Source organism: Vibrio sp. OPT24, from assembly GCF_015163545.1.
GTDB classification, from domain to species: domain Bacteria; phylum Pseudomonadota; class Gammaproteobacteria; order Enterobacterales; family Vibrionaceae; genus Vibrio; species Vibrio cyclitrophicus.
In genome coordinates this window covers 81,302-98,362 of the sequence record NZ_JADDYI010000004.1, presented here as the reverse complement: position 1 = coordinate 98,362, position 17,061 = coordinate 81,302, and the positions used below count along the sequence as shown (strand labels likewise).

General features: G+C 43.8%; 16 protein-coding genes. 5 read left to right on the top strand and 11 right to left on the bottom strand.

Features of this window, described 5'->3' with window-relative positions; all coding sequences use genetic code 11:
• Positions 1-29: 29 nt before the first annotated feature.
• The 4 genes from ttcA to IQO02_RS01465 form a co-directional block, all read right to left on the bottom strand.
• Positions 30-923 (bottom strand): tRNA 2-thiocytidine(32) synthetase TtcA, encoded by an 894-nt coding sequence (gene ttcA / locus IQO02_RS01480; RefSeq protein ID WP_010440828.1) that lies wholly within the window; start codon positions 921-923, stop codon positions 30-32.
• Positions 924-1,243: 320 nt separating this feature from the next.
• Positions 1,244-1,894 (bottom strand): DUF2987 domain-containing protein, encoded by a 651-nt coding sequence (locus IQO02_RS01475; RefSeq protein WP_010440830.1) that lies wholly within the window; start codon positions 1,892-1,894, stop codon positions 1,244-1,246.
• A gap of 121 nt (positions 1,895-2,015) precedes the next feature.
• Entirely contained in the window at positions 2,016-2,864 is an 849-nt protein-coding gene (locus IQO02_RS01470; RefSeq protein ID WP_016784889.1) for a glucosaminidase domain-containing protein, read from the bottom strand.
• Complete coding sequence (locus IQO02_RS01465; protein WP_010440834.1) at positions 2,857-3,696, bottom strand: hypothetical protein; 840 nt, start codon at positions 3,694-3,696, stop codon at positions 2,857-2,859. Before IQO02_RS01465 ends, IQO02_RS01470 begins: the two co-directional genes overlap by 8 nt.
• A gap of 330 nt (positions 3,697-4,026) precedes the next feature.
• Here IQO02_RS01465 and potA point away from each other — a divergent pair, with 330 nt between their 5' ends.
• The 5 genes from potA to IQO02_RS01440 all read left to right on the top strand — a co-directional run bounded on the left by potA (position 4,027) and on the right by IQO02_RS01440 (position 9,193).
• Entirely contained in the window at positions 4,027-5,142 is a 1,116-nt protein-coding gene (gene potA, locus IQO02_RS01460) for a spermidine/putrescine ABC transporter ATP-binding protein PotA (RefSeq protein ID WP_010440836.1), read from the top strand.
• Positions 5,126-5,983, top strand: coding sequence for a spermidine/putrescine ABC transporter permease PotB (gene potB / locus IQO02_RS01455; protein WP_016767210.1), 858 nt, complete (start codon positions 5,126-5,128; stop codon positions 5,981-5,983). The genes potA and potB overlap by 17 nt, the downstream gene beginning before the upstream one ends.
• Positions 5,983-6,753 (top strand): spermidine/putrescine ABC transporter permease PotC, encoded by a 771-nt coding sequence (gene potC, locus IQO02_RS01450; RefSeq protein WP_010440840.1) that lies wholly within the window; start codon positions 5,983-5,985, stop codon positions 6,751-6,753. The genes potB and potC overlap by 1 nt, the downstream gene beginning before the upstream one ends.
• 148 nt (positions 6,754-6,901) lie before the next feature.
• On the top strand, positions 6,902-7,936 hold the full coding sequence (locus IQO02_RS01445; RefSeq protein ID WP_010440842.1) for an extracellular solute-binding protein: 1,035 nt from the start codon (positions 6,902-6,904) through the stop codon (positions 7,934-7,936).
• A 219-nt stretch (positions 7,937-8,155) separates the two neighbouring features.
• A complete protein-coding gene (locus IQO02_RS01440) occupies positions 8,156-9,193 on the top strand; it encodes an extracellular solute-binding protein (RefSeq protein WP_016784888.1) in 1,038 nt (345 codons plus the stop codon).
• A 93-nt stretch (positions 9,194-9,286) separates the two neighbouring features.
• Here the strand turns inward: IQO02_RS01440 and cobB are convergent, their stop codons facing one another.
• The 7 genes from cobB to IQO02_RS01405 form a co-directional block, all read right to left on the bottom strand.
• Positions 9,287-10,021 (bottom strand): Sir2 family NAD+-dependent deacetylase, encoded by a 735-nt coding sequence (gene cobB, locus IQO02_RS01435; RefSeq protein ID WP_016784887.1) that lies wholly within the window; start codon positions 10,019-10,021, stop codon positions 9,287-9,289.
• 256 nt (positions 10,022-10,277) lie between these two features.
• The gene (locus IQO02_RS01430; protein ID WP_016768064.1) at positions 10,278-11,498 is read right to left on the bottom strand and encodes an ammonium transporter; all 1,221 of its coding nucleotides are present in this window, start codon (positions 11,496-11,498) and stop codon (positions 10,278-10,280) included.
• 412 nt (positions 11,499-11,910) lie between these two features.
• The gene (locus IQO02_RS01425) at positions 11,911-12,327 is read right to left on the bottom strand and encodes a hypothetical protein (RefSeq protein WP_010440849.1); all 417 of its coding nucleotides are present in this window, start codon (positions 12,325-12,327) and stop codon (positions 11,911-11,913) included.
• Positions 12,311-13,384, bottom strand: coding sequence for a formate dehydrogenase subunit gamma (locus tag IQO02_RS01420; protein WP_016784885.1), 1,074 nt, complete (start codon positions 13,382-13,384; stop codon positions 12,311-12,313). Before IQO02_RS01420 ends, IQO02_RS01425 begins: the two co-directional genes overlap by 17 nt.
• A 13-nt stretch (positions 13,385-13,397) precedes the next feature.
• A complete protein-coding gene (fdh3B, locus tag IQO02_RS01415) occupies positions 13,398-14,006 on the bottom strand; it encodes a formate dehydrogenase FDH3 subunit beta (RefSeq protein ID WP_010440854.1) in 609 nt (202 codons plus the stop codon).
• A gap of 11 nt (positions 14,007-14,017) precedes the next feature.
• Positions 14,018-16,873: a formate dehydrogenase subunit alpha gene (locus tag IQO02_RS01410; protein ID WP_010440856.1), complete on the bottom strand. Its 2,856-nt coding sequence runs from the start codon at positions 16,871-16,873 to the stop codon at positions 14,018-14,020.
• Positions 16,874-16,883: 10 nt separating this feature from the next.
• Positions 16,884-17,061, bottom strand: a 178-nt coding sequence (locus IQO02_RS01405; RefSeq protein WP_193838491.1) for a twin-arginine translocation signal domain-containing protein, incomplete at its 5' end; no start/stop codon positions are given.

Here is a 17,061-nt window from a genome sequence, read left to right as displayed (position 1 = left end):
GTTAACATCGTCTTTATCGACTCAAATGGCTAAACATTTGTTACGTCGATGAACATAGACTCATCAATGTTTGAAGATGAAATTTCAGCTTCTTCGAATTCGTACGCTTTACGGTCTTCACTACGGTCTAGTGGAAGATTCACGAAGTCAAACAACTCGCGGTCAGCTAGTTGGCTTGGGCTTACGTTTTGAATTGACTTGAAGATCTTCTCAACACGACCTGGCGTTTTAGTATCCCAATCAATTAGCATTGCTTTAATATTCTGACGCTGTAGGTTCTCTTGAGAGCCACACAGGTTACAAGGAATAATCGGAAACTCTTTGTGCTCAGCGTATTGGATTAGGTCCGTTTCACGGCAGTAAGTCAGTGGACGAATAACAACGTTACGTCCATCATCTGAACGAAGCTTTGGTGGCATAGCCTTTAAGCGTGCACCGTGGAACATATTCAGGAACATGGTCTCAACGATGTCGTCCAGGTGGTGACCTAGTGCGATCTTAGTTGCGCCAATCTTTTCTGCGAACGAGTACAAAGTACCACGACGAAGACGAGAACATAGGCCACACGTTGTTTTGCCTTCTGGCACTTTCTCTTTAACCACTGAATACGTATCTTTATCTACTATGTAGTAAGGAATGTTCAGCGTTTCAAAGTACTCAGGAAGAATGTGTTCAGGGAACCCAGGTTGTTTTTGATCTAGGTTTACTGCCACAACATCAAATTTGATAGGTGCTGCTTCACGTAAACGTAGCAAAATGTCTAGCATCGCAAATGAATCTTTACCGCCACTAATACACGCCATTACTACGTCATTCTCTTCGATCATGTTGTAGTCGATGATGGCATTTCCAACATTTCTTCTCAGACGTTTCTGAAGTTTGTTGAATTCAAGTGTTTCTTTTCTATTATCGTTTTGGTTCATTGCGACTCTCACACCGTCGTATTACCGACTGTAGATTGCTAGTGGGACTGTTTTAGGGCGTGGATTATACGGATTTTTATTTCATGTTGAAATAGTAACGGTAGGATAAACAAGCTGAGTAATAGAAAGTTTCTGCTTTTATTATTCGATAAGCCTCTTAAACGGCTAGAGAAACGCGTCTAGGCCAGATCTAGGTATGTATTATAGATAAAGAAAAGCAGCCTGCTCTAATTCGATGGGGCTGCTTAAGGGTATGTCATGAAAGTTTAGGGGAAGGATTCTGCTAACGCTTACCCCATTAACAAAGATTCCGTTTAAAATTATTGCGCGGGAATGTACGGCAATACGCGAACCGTTGGCTCTGGCAACGTGATGCTGTCACTACCGTTCAGCTCTTCTAAAGTGAATTTAGCACGCCCTTGTGTGATTGGGATTTGCTTACCGTTAGACAGCGCGATGTTGCCTTCAAGCTTATTATCAAATTCCAAGGTTAACCCTTCAACATCCGGCGTGAACCAACTAGAGAACATGCCGCTGACGTCTTCTAACATCGCTTGCATCTGTGGTAACAGGCTTTCCAGTAGTGCAACCTCAACTGTTCCAGCCAAAGGTTCTTGAGTCATTACAACCAAAGAATACGCACATTCTTGCTCTTGAGTTTGAACAAAGATAAGTGGGTTTGCTGAACGAAGGTTTTGATCTACAGGTAAAAGTAATTCATGTGTTGGAGATACTTTTAGCTCTTCGTAGTGCTCTTCTTTTTCCATCCACGCTTTGCTGATGTGGCAAATTGTTTGAGCTTGTTGATCAACAAAGAAGACCGCAACTTTGACGTCATCGTGCCCTTCTTTGGTATTGTTCTTAAGTTGTGTGTAGAGCTTAGAATACGTGAACATGTACTCTTGCGCTGCAGCGGGTAAAGAGACCCCAAGGCTTAATGAGGCTAATAAAGCGAGTGCTGTCTTTTTCATTATTATAATCTTGTTAAAGTTGAGCGTTTATAAATAGAAAGAGCAGCCATGAGCTGCTCTTTATGTAATGCCGATTGGTCATAACCTACTATGAAAGGCAACCAACTGATATCAAATCGAGTTACTTTTTCCAGTATACCGCGTTATGACGGATCATAGCTTGTAAATCAGTCACATAGTCTGAACCTCGCTCAGAATATTTTAACAAGCCATTGGTGAGCTCTGTCGCTGTCTCGGTTGTTAAAATATCATCACCTTGCGCAGCAAGTTTTGCACGAATCGCTCTTAGAGCTGCGTAAGCACGATTGCGATTAAGGTTCATGAAGTAACGGTGCACGGATTCTTGGCTTGAAGAGAATGTGGCGACTTCATGCGAGCTACCTTCGTTACGTTGTAGCGGAACAAGGCCACAACCCTTGGTATAACACCAGTGTCCGAAATAGTTGTTTGCTTTGGTGGCAAAACGCGATGTTCCCCAAGCCGATTCATTAGCAGCCTGTGTGAGCACAAGCGCTTCTGGCAGTACGTTTACGCGGTTCAGCATTTCAGTTAGCCAAGATTGATCTAAACCTGAAGATGGCACTGGTAAACTGTACAATTTCCCTAGCCTTTTTGCATACGACGTACCTTCAGCGTCAATATTGCTCAAACCTGACTCTGAAATCTTGGTCAAAAATACACGCTCTTTCGTAATACGTTTATTTTCAATATTGATGCTTGGACGTAAGAACGAAAAGAAAGTGTCTTTTTTCTCGTTTACATCTTCGATAGCAGCAAAATCAGGTGCGCTTGAAGAAACCGACAAGTCACCAAATTGATTGATTGAATTAGAACTTTGCTCTGTTGTGCGTCGACGCTCTTCTTCTTGGTAAATGTATGGGCCAACTAATGAGATAGAACCAACGATCGCCAGTGCGGTTACTTTCAACGCCAGAGATTTTCCAACGCCTGCTTGAGCATTATTACGCATCGAACACCTGTGGATTTTTGTTGTTATCGTCGCTGTTACTGTTGTTGCCATCATTGTTACTGTCGTCATCGTTACTTGGACGATCTGACGCAATAAGCTTCAACTTGATGCCAAACATTTCACGATAAAGAATACCTTTCACGTGGAAAAAGAATGGAAGTACGAAGATCAAACCAATGCCGTACATCATCGCTGCAACAATAAACATCAACATCACCATTAAATAAATAGACGCAACGGTGAAGATTTTCTTATTTACTGCTCGTAGAGAAAGCAATAAAGATTGCATAGGAGGCACTTTCTTATCACAAATCAACAGAATTGAATGGCTGAAAGCTAATGAGAAGTAGATAGAAAGAAACGGTAATAGCATACCTGCGATACCTTGCAACATTAGGCTGAATAAGGTCACTAAGATGACAGGCACAGTAAATTGCAAACCTTTACCAATATGACGCGTTTTAGTTCGCAAGCCTGCCGCATGGCTCATTGCCATTAGGCTGATGCCTGCGTAAATAGGTGCACTCACTACTTCATAGCTAAAGTTAGCAATGAAAATAGATTCAACAATCTGTGGTGTAAACGCTTCTGGGTCGATAACGGCATCTAGGATGATGGCAGGATCACCCAGTTGTAATTTCAATGCTATATAGAAAATAGCCAGTTGCACGAACATAAGAGCAACAATCGCAGGAGAAAACGAAAGAAAGTGACTAACGGTATGCTTCCAAGCTTCTTGGAATACAGCTGTTGCTTTAAGCTCATAATCCCCTGAAAGAGCACGGTTGATATTACCGCCTAAATTAAAATCTTTTTCGATGTCGTTGTTCATAATGATACCTAGGTGTGCTTACTTTATCGAAGCTACCTAACTTATTGATAAAAAATTGGCTTCATTATACTCATATGTCGAATACAAACTAAAATATGAATCTGTAACAAGCCTTGCTTTTATGCCTTAATGGTTAATAATTAGACACTTATTGGGATGTAAACCTTGTAAATTACAGTATGGTAAAGGATGTTTACTTTTACCTGCGAAATTTTTTGTCTTCTAATAACAAAAAAGGCTTTGAATTCACGTTTTTGGTGATTATGATGCGCGCCTTAAAAGTGTATAGCAACAGGTCTCAAAAAGAACCAAGGTGGAGAAAAACAGACGTTGAACGCTAAAAAATCAGTAGGAAAGCCAGTCGTACAGCTTACTGGCATTAGTAAAAGTTTCGATGGCAAAGAAGTCATCGGCAATCTTGATCTAAATGTAAATCATGGTGAGTTTCTCACGATCTTAGGCCCATCAGGTTGTGGTAAAACAACCGTACTAAGAATGATTGCGGGTTTTGAAACGGCAGATAGTGGTCAAATACTATTAGCTGACCAGAATGTAACACAAGTTCCTGCTGAACAAAGGCATGTTAACACTGTATTCCAAAGCTATGCCCTATTCCCACATATGACCGTTTTCGACAATGTGGCGTTTGGCTTACGCATGCAGAAAGTTCCAAGTACCGAGATTGAACCTCGCGTAATGGACGCTTTGAAAATGGTGCGCTTAGAACAAATGGCACAACGAAAGCCACACCAGTTATCTGGTGGTCAACAGCAACGTATCGCAATCGCTCGTGCTGTCGTTAATAAGCCTAAAGTTCTTTTACTGGACGAATCTCTTTCTGCTCTTGATTACAAACTTCGTAAACAAATGCAGATCGAACTTAAGCAACTGCAACGCCAACTTGGTATCACGTTTATTTTTGTAACACATGACCAAGAAGAAGCGTTGTCCATGTCAGACCGTATTATAGTTATGCGTGATGGTGTGATTGAACAAGATGGAACACCAAGAGAAATTTACGAAGAGCCTAAGAACTTATTTGTTGCTCGTTTCATTGGTGAAATTAACGTATTCGAAGCGACAGCGAAATCTCGTCAAGATGAAAAACGCATTGTTGCGACAATCGAAGGTGAAGAATCAATTATCTATCACGATAAAGACGTAACACCGGGCCAAAAACTGCAAGTATTGCTTCGCCCTGAAGATCTTCGTATCGAAGAAATCAAAGAGTCGGAGCAACGCGGTATTGTTGGCCACATTGTCGAGCGAACCTATAAAGGAATGACACTAGATTCAGTGGTAGAACTTGAATCTGGTATGCGTGTCATGGTTAGCGAATTCTTCAACGAAGATGACCCTGATGTTGATCACTCACTGGGCCAAAAAGTTGCAGTAACTTGGGTTGAGAGCTGGGAAGTGGTACTAGAAGATGAGCAAGAAGTTTAATTTACAAAGCGCGATTGTTGCTTTAATTACAGGGTGGCTGGTTTTGTTCGTGATGATTCCAAACATCATGATCATCGGGACGAGCTTTTTAACTCGTGATGAAGCAAACTTGATCGAGATGACTTTCACTCTCGATAACTACTTGCGTTTGGCTGACCCGCTGTATTTTAAAGTGTTAATGCACTCTTTCTATATGGCAATTGTCGCAACCCTACTTTGTTTAATTGTTGGTTACCCGTTCGCTTACATCGTGGCAAAAATGCCTGTGAAGTGGCGTCCGATCATGTTGTTCCTAGTGATAGTGCCATTCTGGACTAACTCTTTGATTCGTACATACGGATTGAAGATTGTACTGGGTACGCAAGGTGTCTTAAACAAAGGCTTGTTAGCGTTAGACATTATCGATAAGCCGCTACGTATCATGTACTCAGAAACAGCAGTAATGATCGGTTTGGTGTATATCCTACTTCCGTTTATGATTCTGCCGTTGTATTCAGCGATTGAAAAACTGGATGATACGTATTTAGAAGCCGCGAAAGATTTAGGCGCGAACAAACTGCAAACGCTATTGAAAGTGGTACTTCCTTTGACAATGCCAGGCATCATCGGTGGTTGTTTATTAGTACTTCTTCCTGCGTTAGGCATGTTCTACATCTCTGACCTATTAGGCGGAGCTAAAAACCTATTGATTGGTAATGTGATTAAGAGCCAGGTGCTCAACGCTCGAGACTGGCCGTTTGGCGCAGCGACGAGTATCGCACTGACCATGGCAATGGCTGTGATGCTGTATGCCTACTACCGAGCAGGTAAGCTATTGAACAAGAAAGTGGAGCTAGACTAATGGGTCGCACAGTTAAGTTCAGCTTTATGGCGCTGGTATACGCCTTTCTATACCTACCTATTGTCGTATTGATTGCTAACTCGTTTAATGCCAATAAGTTTGGTATGAAATGGGGTGGTTTCACGACTAAATGGTATGACGCGCTTATTAACAACGACAGCCTAATGCAGGCAGCATGGCACTCGATCAACGTAGCGGTATTCTCAGCAACAGCTGCCACAATTGTAGGGAGCCTAACTGCGGTTGCCCTATTCCGTTACCAGTTTAAAGGTAAAGGCATCGTCAATGGCATGTTGTTCATCGTGATGATGTCACCAGATATCGTAATGGCGATTTCGCTTCTTGCGCTATTCTTGGTAATGGGTGTACAACTTGGGTTCTTTACCCTGCTTGCAGCACATATTACTTTCTGTCTGCCGTTTGTTGTTGTAACGGTCTACAGTCGCTTGAATGGCTTTGATGTGAAGATGCTAGAAGCCGCAAAAGACTTAGGGGCAAGCGAGTGGACGATTCTAAAACAGATCATCCTTCCACTTGCTAAGCCAGCGGTTGCTGCGGGTTGGTTATTGAGCTTCACTCTGTCTTTGGACGATGTGATCATAAGCTCTTTCGTAACTGGCCCAACCTATGAAATATTACCACTGAAGATTTACTCAATGGTTAAAGTGGGTATCTCTCCTGAGGTCAACGCCCTAGCAACAGTGATGTTAGTGGTGTCGTTAGTACTGGTGATTATTTCCCAGTTGTTAGCAAGAGAGAAAATCAAGTAAGTCTCCTACTCTATACAAAGGCTGACTTGATAAGAAGTTAAGATACTTGAAGTTTAACAAAAGTGTTATTCATAAACAGAATGGTAAATTGCCATTCTGTTTTTCTATCTACTGCCTTCGGGCAACGTTTAGTTTGGAGCTAACGTCAATGAAAAAATGGGCTACTCTATTAGCTGGTAGTGCATGTGCGCTTTCAATGTTATCTGCACCATCGTTTGCAAAAGATAACAAAGAGTTGGTATTCATGAACTGGGGACCTTACATCAACAGTGAGATCTTAGAACAGTTCACTGATGAAACTGGCATCAAAGTGATTTACTCGACTTACGAATCGAATGAAACTTTGTACGCAAAATTGAAAACGCACAATAAAGGTTACGACCTTGTGGTTCCTTCAACTTACTTCGTGTCTAAAATGCGCGACGAAGGCATGCTTCAAAAGATCGACAAAACCAAGCTAAACAATTTTGCGAACCTAGATACAAATTACTTAGATAAGCCATATGACCCGAACAACGACTACTCTATTCCACATGTTGTCGCTATTACGGGCCTAGCTGTTAACACTGATATGTACGATCCAGAAGATTTCCAAAGCTGGGCTGATTTATGGAAGCCTGAGCTTGAAGGTCAACTGATGATGATGGACGACACTCGTGAAGTGTTCCACATTGCGCTACGTAAGTTAGGTTACTCTGGTAACACAACAAACGAGAAAGAGATCGACGAAGCCTACGCTGAGCTAAAAAAGCTAATGCCAAACGTTCTAGTATTTAACTCAGACAACCCAGGCTCGCCTTACATGTCTGGTGAAGTGGGTCTTGGTATGCTGTGGAACGGTTCTGCTGCTGCTGCGCAAAACGAAGGTCTACCAATTCAATTGGTTTTCCCTAAAGAAGGTGGCATCGGTTGGGTTGATAACTTTGCCATCAGTTCTGGCGCGGTAAACGTAGAAGCAGCTCATAAGATGATTGACTTCCTACTTCGCCCTGAAATTGCTGAGCAAATCTCTCGTGATACAGGCTACCTAACAGCCGTTAAAGCGTCTAATGAGAAGTTCAAAGACAGCCCGGCTCTGTTCCCATCGCAAGAAGACCTTGACCGCGTTGAATGGCAAGCTGCGGTTGGCGACAAGACTGTGAAGTACGAAGATTACTTCATGAAGCTTAAAGCCGGTCAGTAAATTAACTCGTTTGGCCGTTATCCAATTGGTTGTAAGCCACTGGTTTACATAACAACCCAACCTAGATAATCAATAAGTTAAAAAGAAGAATAACAATGAACAGGCAGCTTAGGCTGCCTATTTTGTTATATCACTGCTATAATATAGCGCGATTTTTAGAAATCCTTTTACTTTGGGTTCACTACCCAGCTCCAAATCAAACAAATGAACGGAACAGTAATGAAAAAAACACTGTATACCGGCGCATTGTGTGCTGCTACTTTACTTTCTACACCCTCTTTCGCAGCTGACCAAGAACTGTATTTTTACAACTGGTCTGAATATATTCCAAATGAAGTTTTAGAAGACTTCACAGAAGAGACTGGCATCAAAGTCTATTACTCAACTTATGAGTCTAACGAAAGCATGTACGCTAAGTTAAAAACTCAAGGTACGGGTTACGACTTAGTGGTTCCTTCTACTTACTTCGTTTCTAAGATGCGTAAAGAAGGCATGCTTCAAGAGCTTGATAAAACTAAGCTAAGCCACTTTGCTGATTTGGATCCAAATTACTTAGATAAGCCATTTGACCCAAACAACAACTACTCGATCCCATACATCTGGGGCGCAACGGGTATTGGTATCAACTCAGATATGCTAGACAAGTCTTCAGTTAAAAACTGGGGCGATCTGTGGGATACGCAGTGGGAAGGTCAATTGATGATGATGGATGACTCTCGTGAGGTTTTCCATATCGCTCTATCTAAACTGGGCTACTCTCCAAACACGACTAACCCTGAAGAAATCAAAGAAGCCTACGAAGAACTTCGTAAGCTAATGCCAAACGTATTGGTATTTAACTCAGATTTCCCAGCGAACCCTTACCTAGCTGGTGAAGTGTCTCTTGGTATGCTTTGGAATGGCTCTGCTTACATGGCACGCCAAGAAGGCGCAACGATTGACATTATCTGGCCAGAAAAAGGCGCTATCTTCTGGATGGACAGCCTGGCGATTCCGTCAGGCGCTAAGAACATCGAATCGGCACATAAGATGATCGACTTTCTTCTTCGCCCTGAGAATGCAGCGAAGATTGCTCTAGAGATCGGCTACCCAACGCCAGTTAAAACAGCTTACCCTCTTCTTCCGAAAGAATTTTCTGAAGATAAGAACGTTTTTCCACCACAGTCAGTAATGGATAACGGTGTATGGCAAGATGAAGTTGGTGAAGCGAGCGTTATCTACGACGAGTATTTCCAAAAACTTAAAGTGAATAACTAAGTTTTTGTTAGGTAATCAGTTAAGTAAATAAAGCGGCGTAAGCCGCTTTATTTTTTCAGATTCAGAAACTGATGTGCTTTATTAAAGACAAGCCTAGGCCGTTAAAGAACCCTTCTCTGTACATAATAACTCACTCACCAGTTTAGGCACCTCAATGCTTGCCTTACCGTAACGCTTCTCTTCAAACTCACTCTCTACTGCACTTGGCTCAAGGTTGATTTCTATTGTATGTGCACCATGCATTTTCGCATCATGTACAAACCCTGCAGCTGGGTAGACGACGCCAGATGTGCCAATCGAGATAAAAAGGTCTGCTTCTTCTAATGCCGAGTAGATATCCCCCATTCTTAATGGCATTTCACCAAACCAAACAATATGTGGACGCATCTGTGCGGGAATCTGACAGCAGTGACAAAGCTCGCCTGTCTCGATGTTGTCTTTATGGTCGATAACCTGATTCGACTCGCTGCAGCGCGCTTTAAGCAGTTCACCGTGCATGTGAATAATGTTGTTGCTACCGCCTCTCTCGTGCAGATTGTCGATATTCTGTGTGATGATTGTTACTTTTCCATCAAGTTTGTCTTCAAGCTCGCCTAGCGCCTTATGGGCCGAATTTGGTTGGATGTTTTCGCTTTGCAGGCCGTGACGACGCTTGTTATAGAACGCTTGTACCAAATCCGGATCTTTCTCGAACCCTTCAGGTGTCGCAACGTCTTCGATTTTATGGTTTTCCCATAATCCGTCTTGTGCTCGGAATGTTTGTATTCCTGATTCCGCAGAGATGCCGGCGCCAGTAAGAATTACGATATTTCGATATGGGAAATGCATATAACGTCCTTTTCAATATGTCACTTTGTAACAGCTTAGCACTGTTCAAATTCCAACAATAGTTTTAGGGATTAGACCATAGTCTTAGCCAACTGAATTCATTAGTTATTTGTGACAGAACTCGCTTGTCTATCATTTGGCTCTGTTATTAAAACTCTTAGTTGTTTTCACCAGACACAAAAAAAGCGACCGAAGCCGCTTAGTTTTTTCACTGATATTGATTCGAAGAGTCTATGAATCTTCGAAGTGACCAACGTTAGTCTTCGTTGATCGATGAGATCTTATGAATTGAAAGGTCAGCACCGTTGAATTCATCTTCTTCACTCAAGCGTAGACCTGTCACTTTGCTAAGTACGCCATAAACAATCAAAGCGCCAATCAGAGCAACAGCGATACCCGCTAATGTACCAACAACCTGAGACGCGAAACTCACACCCCCTAGCCCCCAGAATGCTTGCTGACCGAAGATACCTGCCGCAATGCCACCCCAAGCGCCACATACGCCGTGTAGAGGCCAAACACCCAGTACATCATCAATCTGAGTTTTGTTTTGCATGTAAGTAAATAAGTAAACAAACAGCGCGCCTGCCACGCCGCCAGTCACTAAAGCGCCAAGTGGGTGCATTAAGTCAGAACCGGCACAAATAGCGACTAAGCCAGCCAAAGGTCCATTATGGATGAAGCCTGGGTCATTTTTACCTGCGACTAGAGCCGCAAGAATACCGCCAACCATTGCCATTAATGAGTTCATCGCTACTAGGCCACTGATCCCATTAATAGCTTGAGCAGACATCACGTTAAAGCCAAACCAACCTACGCATAAAATCCAAGAACCTAACGCTAAGAATGGAATGTTCGATGGCGCGAAGTTGGTGTGCTTACCTGCACGGATTCGACCTCTGCGCATGCCAAGGAAGTAAACTGCGACCAATGCAATCCAACCGCCAACACCGTGAACCACAACAGAGCCTGCGAAGTCATGGAATCCATAACCAAACTGATTTTCTAGCCAAGCTTGGAAACCAAAATTGCCGTTCCAGATGATGCCTTCGAAGAATGGGTAAACGAAACCAACGGTAAACAAAGTTGCGATAAGGATTGGATAGAAACGAGCACGCTCTGCAATACCACCAGAAACAATGGCAGGAATGGCGGCTGCAAACGTCATTAAGAAAAAGAACTTAACCAACTCATACCCATTGCCTTGCGATAACGTCTCTGCGTCAGCAAAGAAATGCGCGCCGTAAGCGACCCAATAACCGATAAAGAAATAAGCTATAGCAGAGACGCCAAAATCAGAGAGGATTTTAACTAATGCATTAACTTGGTTTTTCTTTCTTACTGTACCAACTTCCAAAAATGCAAAGCCTGCGTGCATTAAGAAGACCATGATCGCGCCTAATAATAGAAATAGAGTGTCTGAACTCTGCGTCAAGCTTTCTACTGCGCTATTAACTTGGGTAACCGTTTGACTCATTAAAGCTTTCTCCCTTAGCTTTGTCTCAATTGCACTAGATTCGTGCGAATTGATGCTGCAATTAATTAAAGACTCAACAGTAAAGGCAAGATGCGTTCCAACTTGGTTACGCAAAAAACGTGCAACAGAGTTTGATTTTAAGTTATTGATTTTTTGTGGTTAATTTCTAAAGTGCACTTTATTGGTTCTCAGAGAGAGAAAATATTTGATAACTGATTGCACCAATTGAGGGATTTGCACTATATTGATGCGGTCATTGTAGGGCATTAGATCAGTTACCTAGCGACCAAACGACAAAAAGCCCAGAGAAATGAATCACTGGGCTTTTAATGTCTTTCGCTGATTAGAGTTAACTCATCGACAAAGGAGTTATTATCGAGTTTGGTAACCCAAACGACTTACATATAAACGCTTAAAGGTTTGGACCTGTTGTCGGGTTTTGCGGTAGGTTTTGACTTAAACGCTGCATGCCTTGATACATACGAATAAACCAAACCACAATCGCCACACCACCAAATAACATGCCTACATATGGGATGTAGTAAGCGATGTCATCGATAATATGGTTTTGATACCAGTAATCGTTCACACCGATCAATACGCCGTTAGAGGTCGCTACCGTGACGATAAGCACAACAAAAAACGTCAGGTTCAAGAAGAACGAGCGAATCAAGCCGTAGTAATGGGTATCCACGACTTCGCCGTCTTCGCCTTTATCTAAACGATAGCCCGCGTAGATAATGGCAATCACACCAGAGAGAAGACAAGTAAATGGTGTAAAGCAGCTTAGGATGTAAGCAACCCAAATACCCTTATGAGGTTTGTTCATTCTTATTCACCCCTTCCGTTTTCTCTGTTGCTACGTTAGCGCTTTGTTCAACGCCGTTTTTCTCTTGTTCCATCACTTCTTTGTACCAAAGGTCATGGTGCTCTTTAGCCCAGGTTTCATCAACTTCGCCTGTTACCATACCTTCTAATGCGCCTTCCATACCGAACAAACCGATATAAATGTGGAACACAAAGCCACAAATAAGGATAAGAGCGGCGATCATATGAACAAGGTTTGAAAGTTCCATATGGCGGCGTGTTTGACCGAATATTGGGAAATCCAACACCAAACCACTGATTGCCGCCACACTGCCCATCACAATTAACAGCCAAAACAGCGCTTTTTCACCCGCGTTCGAGAATTCTGCCGATGGATGAGAACCTTTATGTTTCCCGACCATACCACCCAGTTTGATGAACCACTGGACATCCACCATCTTAAATATCGACTTGCGCCACCACTTGATAAGAACAGCCATCAACAGCACATAGAAAATCGGGCCGATGTAGTTGTGGTATTGCTTCGCCGATAGAACGATAAAGCCCCAAAGGTCAGTTGGAATGTAGGGTTTCAAAAAGTGCTTGCCGTAAACCAACATCAAACCACTGAACGCGAGCGTTAAGAAAGTAAACGCCATGCTCCAGTGCAACGCACGATCCAGTCGAGACCAACGTTTGATCTTACGACCCGTTCTTGGCGCACTTAGCATTAATGGGCCAATCACAACATACATTAAAGTAACGAAAGCAATACTGCCAAAGATAGCAACAGCACCGGCTGGCGACATCCACTTCTCTTTCAATATGTACCACGTTTGACCTGGAGTACTGATCAACACACCGTGCTCAGCAGATTGAGAGGTGGTGTAACCTTCCTCACCGTTTCTTACTTGTCGCCAAAAATCAGCGCCAGCAAGTTGTGTTATTTCTCTTTCAGCAGAGCTCGATTGAGTTTGTGATGAGTTCGTCTCAGATGCATGACTCAAAGGAGACAGCATTGTTAGTGCTGCCAACATCGGCAGCACAACAAGGAAGAGACGCTTAAACATTGTAAGCATATGTCTCTCCTAACTAGCTCTTCATCGCATCGTAAGAAAGGTCGTTGCCGTCTGTCCAGCCAGCACCTTTCGCACCGCGTTCTACAACACGCTGACGGAAGATATCAGAGACTTGCTCAGCATCACCGGCAAGCAGCGCTTTTGTCGAACAAAGCGAAGCACACATTGGCAGTTTGCCTTCAGCAATACGGTTCGCACCGTACTTCTGACGCTCTTCCACAGAACCAGGCTCTGTTTCTGGGCCGCCAGCACAGAAGGTACATTTGTCCATCTTACCGCGCTCACCAAATGCTTCCTGTTTAGGGAATTGAGGTGCGCCAAACGGACAAGCAAACAAACAGTAACCACAACCGATACACAGATCTTTATTGTGAAGTACGATGCCGTCTTCTGTATGTTCAAAACAGTCTGCTGGGCACACAGCCATACAAGGTGCATCAGTACAGTGCATACATGCTACTGAGATAGAGTTTTCACCCGGTTCACCGTCGTTCAGTGTTACAACGCGGCGACGTTGAATACCCCATTCCAGAGCATCATCATTTTCATTCTTACATGCAGTGACACAACCGTTACATTCAATACAACGTTTGGTGTCACAAAGAAATTTCATTCTAGCCATTTTAAGACTCCTTACGCTTTACGAATATTACAAAGGGTTACTTTCGTTTCCTGCATCAACGTGACAGGGTCGTAACCATATGTGGTTGCGGTATTGGCTGATTCACCAATAACGTAAGGATCAGTGCCTTCAGGGTACTTAGAACGCAAATCTTCGCCTTCGAACTTACCACCGAAGTGGAACGGCAAGAACGCTAAACCCGGTTTAACACGACGAGTCACCATCGCTTTGACCTTGATACGGCCTTTCTCTGCACCTTCAACCCAAACATCATCGCCATCTTTGAAGCCAATGTCGTTTGCGTCTTTCGGGTTTACTTCAACAAACATCTCTTGTTGAAGTTCTGCTAGCCAAGGGTTAGAACGTGTTTCTTCACCACCACCTTCGTACTCAACCAAACGACCAGAAGTCAGAATGATTGGGTATTCACCAGACTTGTCTTGGTCTTGAATTGACTTGTACAACGTAGGAACACGGAAAATCGCTTCTTTGTCATCCCAAGTTGGGTAATCAGCAACAAGATCACGACGTGGTGTGTAAAGTGGCTCACGGTGTAGAGGTACGCGATCTGGGAATGTCCAAACAATTGCACGTGCTTTCGCATTACCAAACGGGATACAACCATGCTTGATAGCCACACGTTGGATGCCACCAGAAACGTCAGTCTTCCAGTTCTTACCTTCCGCTGAAGCTTTCTCTTCTGCGGTTAGATCGTCCCACCAACCCAGTTGCTTCAGAAGTTTGTCACTGAATTCTGGGTAACCGTCTTTGATTTCGCTGCCTTTCGAGTAGCTGTCTTCCGCCAAGATACTTTGACCTTCGAACTCCACACCGAAACGAGTACGGAAGTTACCGCCGCCCTCTGCTACCGGTTTAGACGTATCGTAAAGGATGTGCGTACCTGGGTGTTTCATTTCTGGGTTGCCCCAACATGGCCACGGAAGACCGTAAGTCTCGCCATTTGCTGGACCGCCTTCTGCTGCAAGCGTGGTTTTGTGGAACGTGTGCCAGTTTTGTTGGTGCTCTTTCAAACGTTCTGGGCTTTGACCTGTGTAGCCGATTGTCCACATACCCTTGTTGAATTCACGAGTGATGTCTTCAATCAGTGGTTGGTTGTTCTCAACACGGATGTTTTTGAACAACTGATCAGAGAAACCAAGCTTCTTAGAAAGAAGGTACATAATTTCGTGGTCAGGTTTAGATTCGAACAGAGGATCAACAACCTTGTCACGCCACTGTAGAGAACGGTTTGACGCCGTTACACTGCCGTAGGTTTCAAATTGAGTGGTTGCTGGAAGCAAGTAAACGCCGTCGGAGCGATCGTTCATTACTGCCGCGACTGTTGGGTATGGGTCAACAATAACCATCATATCCAGCTTCTGCATCGCCTTCTTCATCTCTGGACCACGAGTCTGAGAGTTCACCGCGTGACCCCAGTAGAACATGGCGCGGATGTTTTCGCGTTGGCGAATCTTGTCTTTGTCTTCAAGCACACCATCAACCCAACGAGATACAGGAATACCTGCACTGTTCATTGGTTTTTGACCGCCGTATGCGTTGTCGTCAAAGCGTCCTTTGATCCAGTCAAAGTCAACTTCCCAGACTTTAGACCAGTGACGCCAAGAACCTTCAGACAAGCCGTAGTAGCCTGGAAGTGTGTCAGACAGTACGCCAAGGTCAGTTGCGCCTTGTACGTTATCGTGTCCACGGAAAATGTTTGCACCGCCGCCTGATTTACCGATGTTACCTAGCGCAAGCTCAAGGACACAGTAAGCACGTGTGTTGTTGTTACCAGTAGTATGTTGAGTACCACCCATACACCAAACAATACACCCCGGGCGGTTTTCAGAAAGTAGTTTCGCAGTTTGGTAAACGTCTTCTTCGCTTACGCCTGTCACACGTTCAACTTCTGCTGGGTTCCATTTCGCCACTTCTTCACGGATTTCTTCCATACCGAATACACGTTGGCGAATGAACTCTTTGTCTTCCCATTGGTTTCCAAATACATGCCATAAGATGCCCCAAATGAAGGCAACATCTGAACCAGGGCGCAATGATACGTAATGATCAGATTTCGCAGCAGTACGCGTACGACGAGGATCCGCAACTACGATTTTACAGTTGTTCTTCTCTTTCGCGATTAGGATATGTTGCATCGCTACTGGGTGAGCTTCTGCAGGGTTCGAACCAATGAACAGCATCGACTTACAGTTATGCATGTCATTGAACGAGTTTGTCATTGCACCGTAACCCCAAGTGTTCGCAACACCGGCTACTGTGGTTGAGTGACAAATACGAGCTTGGTGGTCAACGTTATTTGTTCCCCACAAAGACGCCATCTTACGGAATGCGTAAGCTTGCTCGTTACTGTGTTTTGCACTGCCGAGGAAGTAAACCGAATCAGGGCCAGATTCCTTACGCAGTTCTAGCGCCTTGTTGCCGATTTCTTCAATCGCTTGTTCCCAGGAAAGCTTCTTCCACTTACCGCCTTCCAATTTCATTGGGTACTTAAGACGACGTTCACCGTGGCCGTGCTCACGTAGTGCTGCACCTTTCGCACAGTGTCCACCAGCGTTAAATGGGTGATCGAAAGCAGGCTCTTGACCCGTCCATACACCATTTTGAACTTCAGCGTAGATACCACAACCTACGGAGCAGTGAGAACAGATAGTACGTTTTACTTCTGTTTTCGCTTCTGGGTCGACTGATTTAGCCTGTGCTTTCTTCATCATGCCCGGTGCGAATAGACTTGCGCCTACCACTGCGCCACCAGCAGCAAGTGAAGTGTTTTTCATGAAGGCGCGACGAGACACACCTAGCTGATTGGTTTCTTTGCTCACACTATCGGAGCGTTTGACAAGTTTCATCCGTTATCTCCTAAAGTGTGTCGTAGTAATCGCGAATATGTTGCGTTTCACGATAGCCCGTCTTCTTCACGTCTTTTTCAGGTATTTCAACCGTTTCTGAAGCGGTTGCCACTTTGGTTGTACCAGCGACAACGGCACCAGCAACGGCTGCAGTCGTTAAACCTTTGAGTAAGTCTCTACGGCTTGTA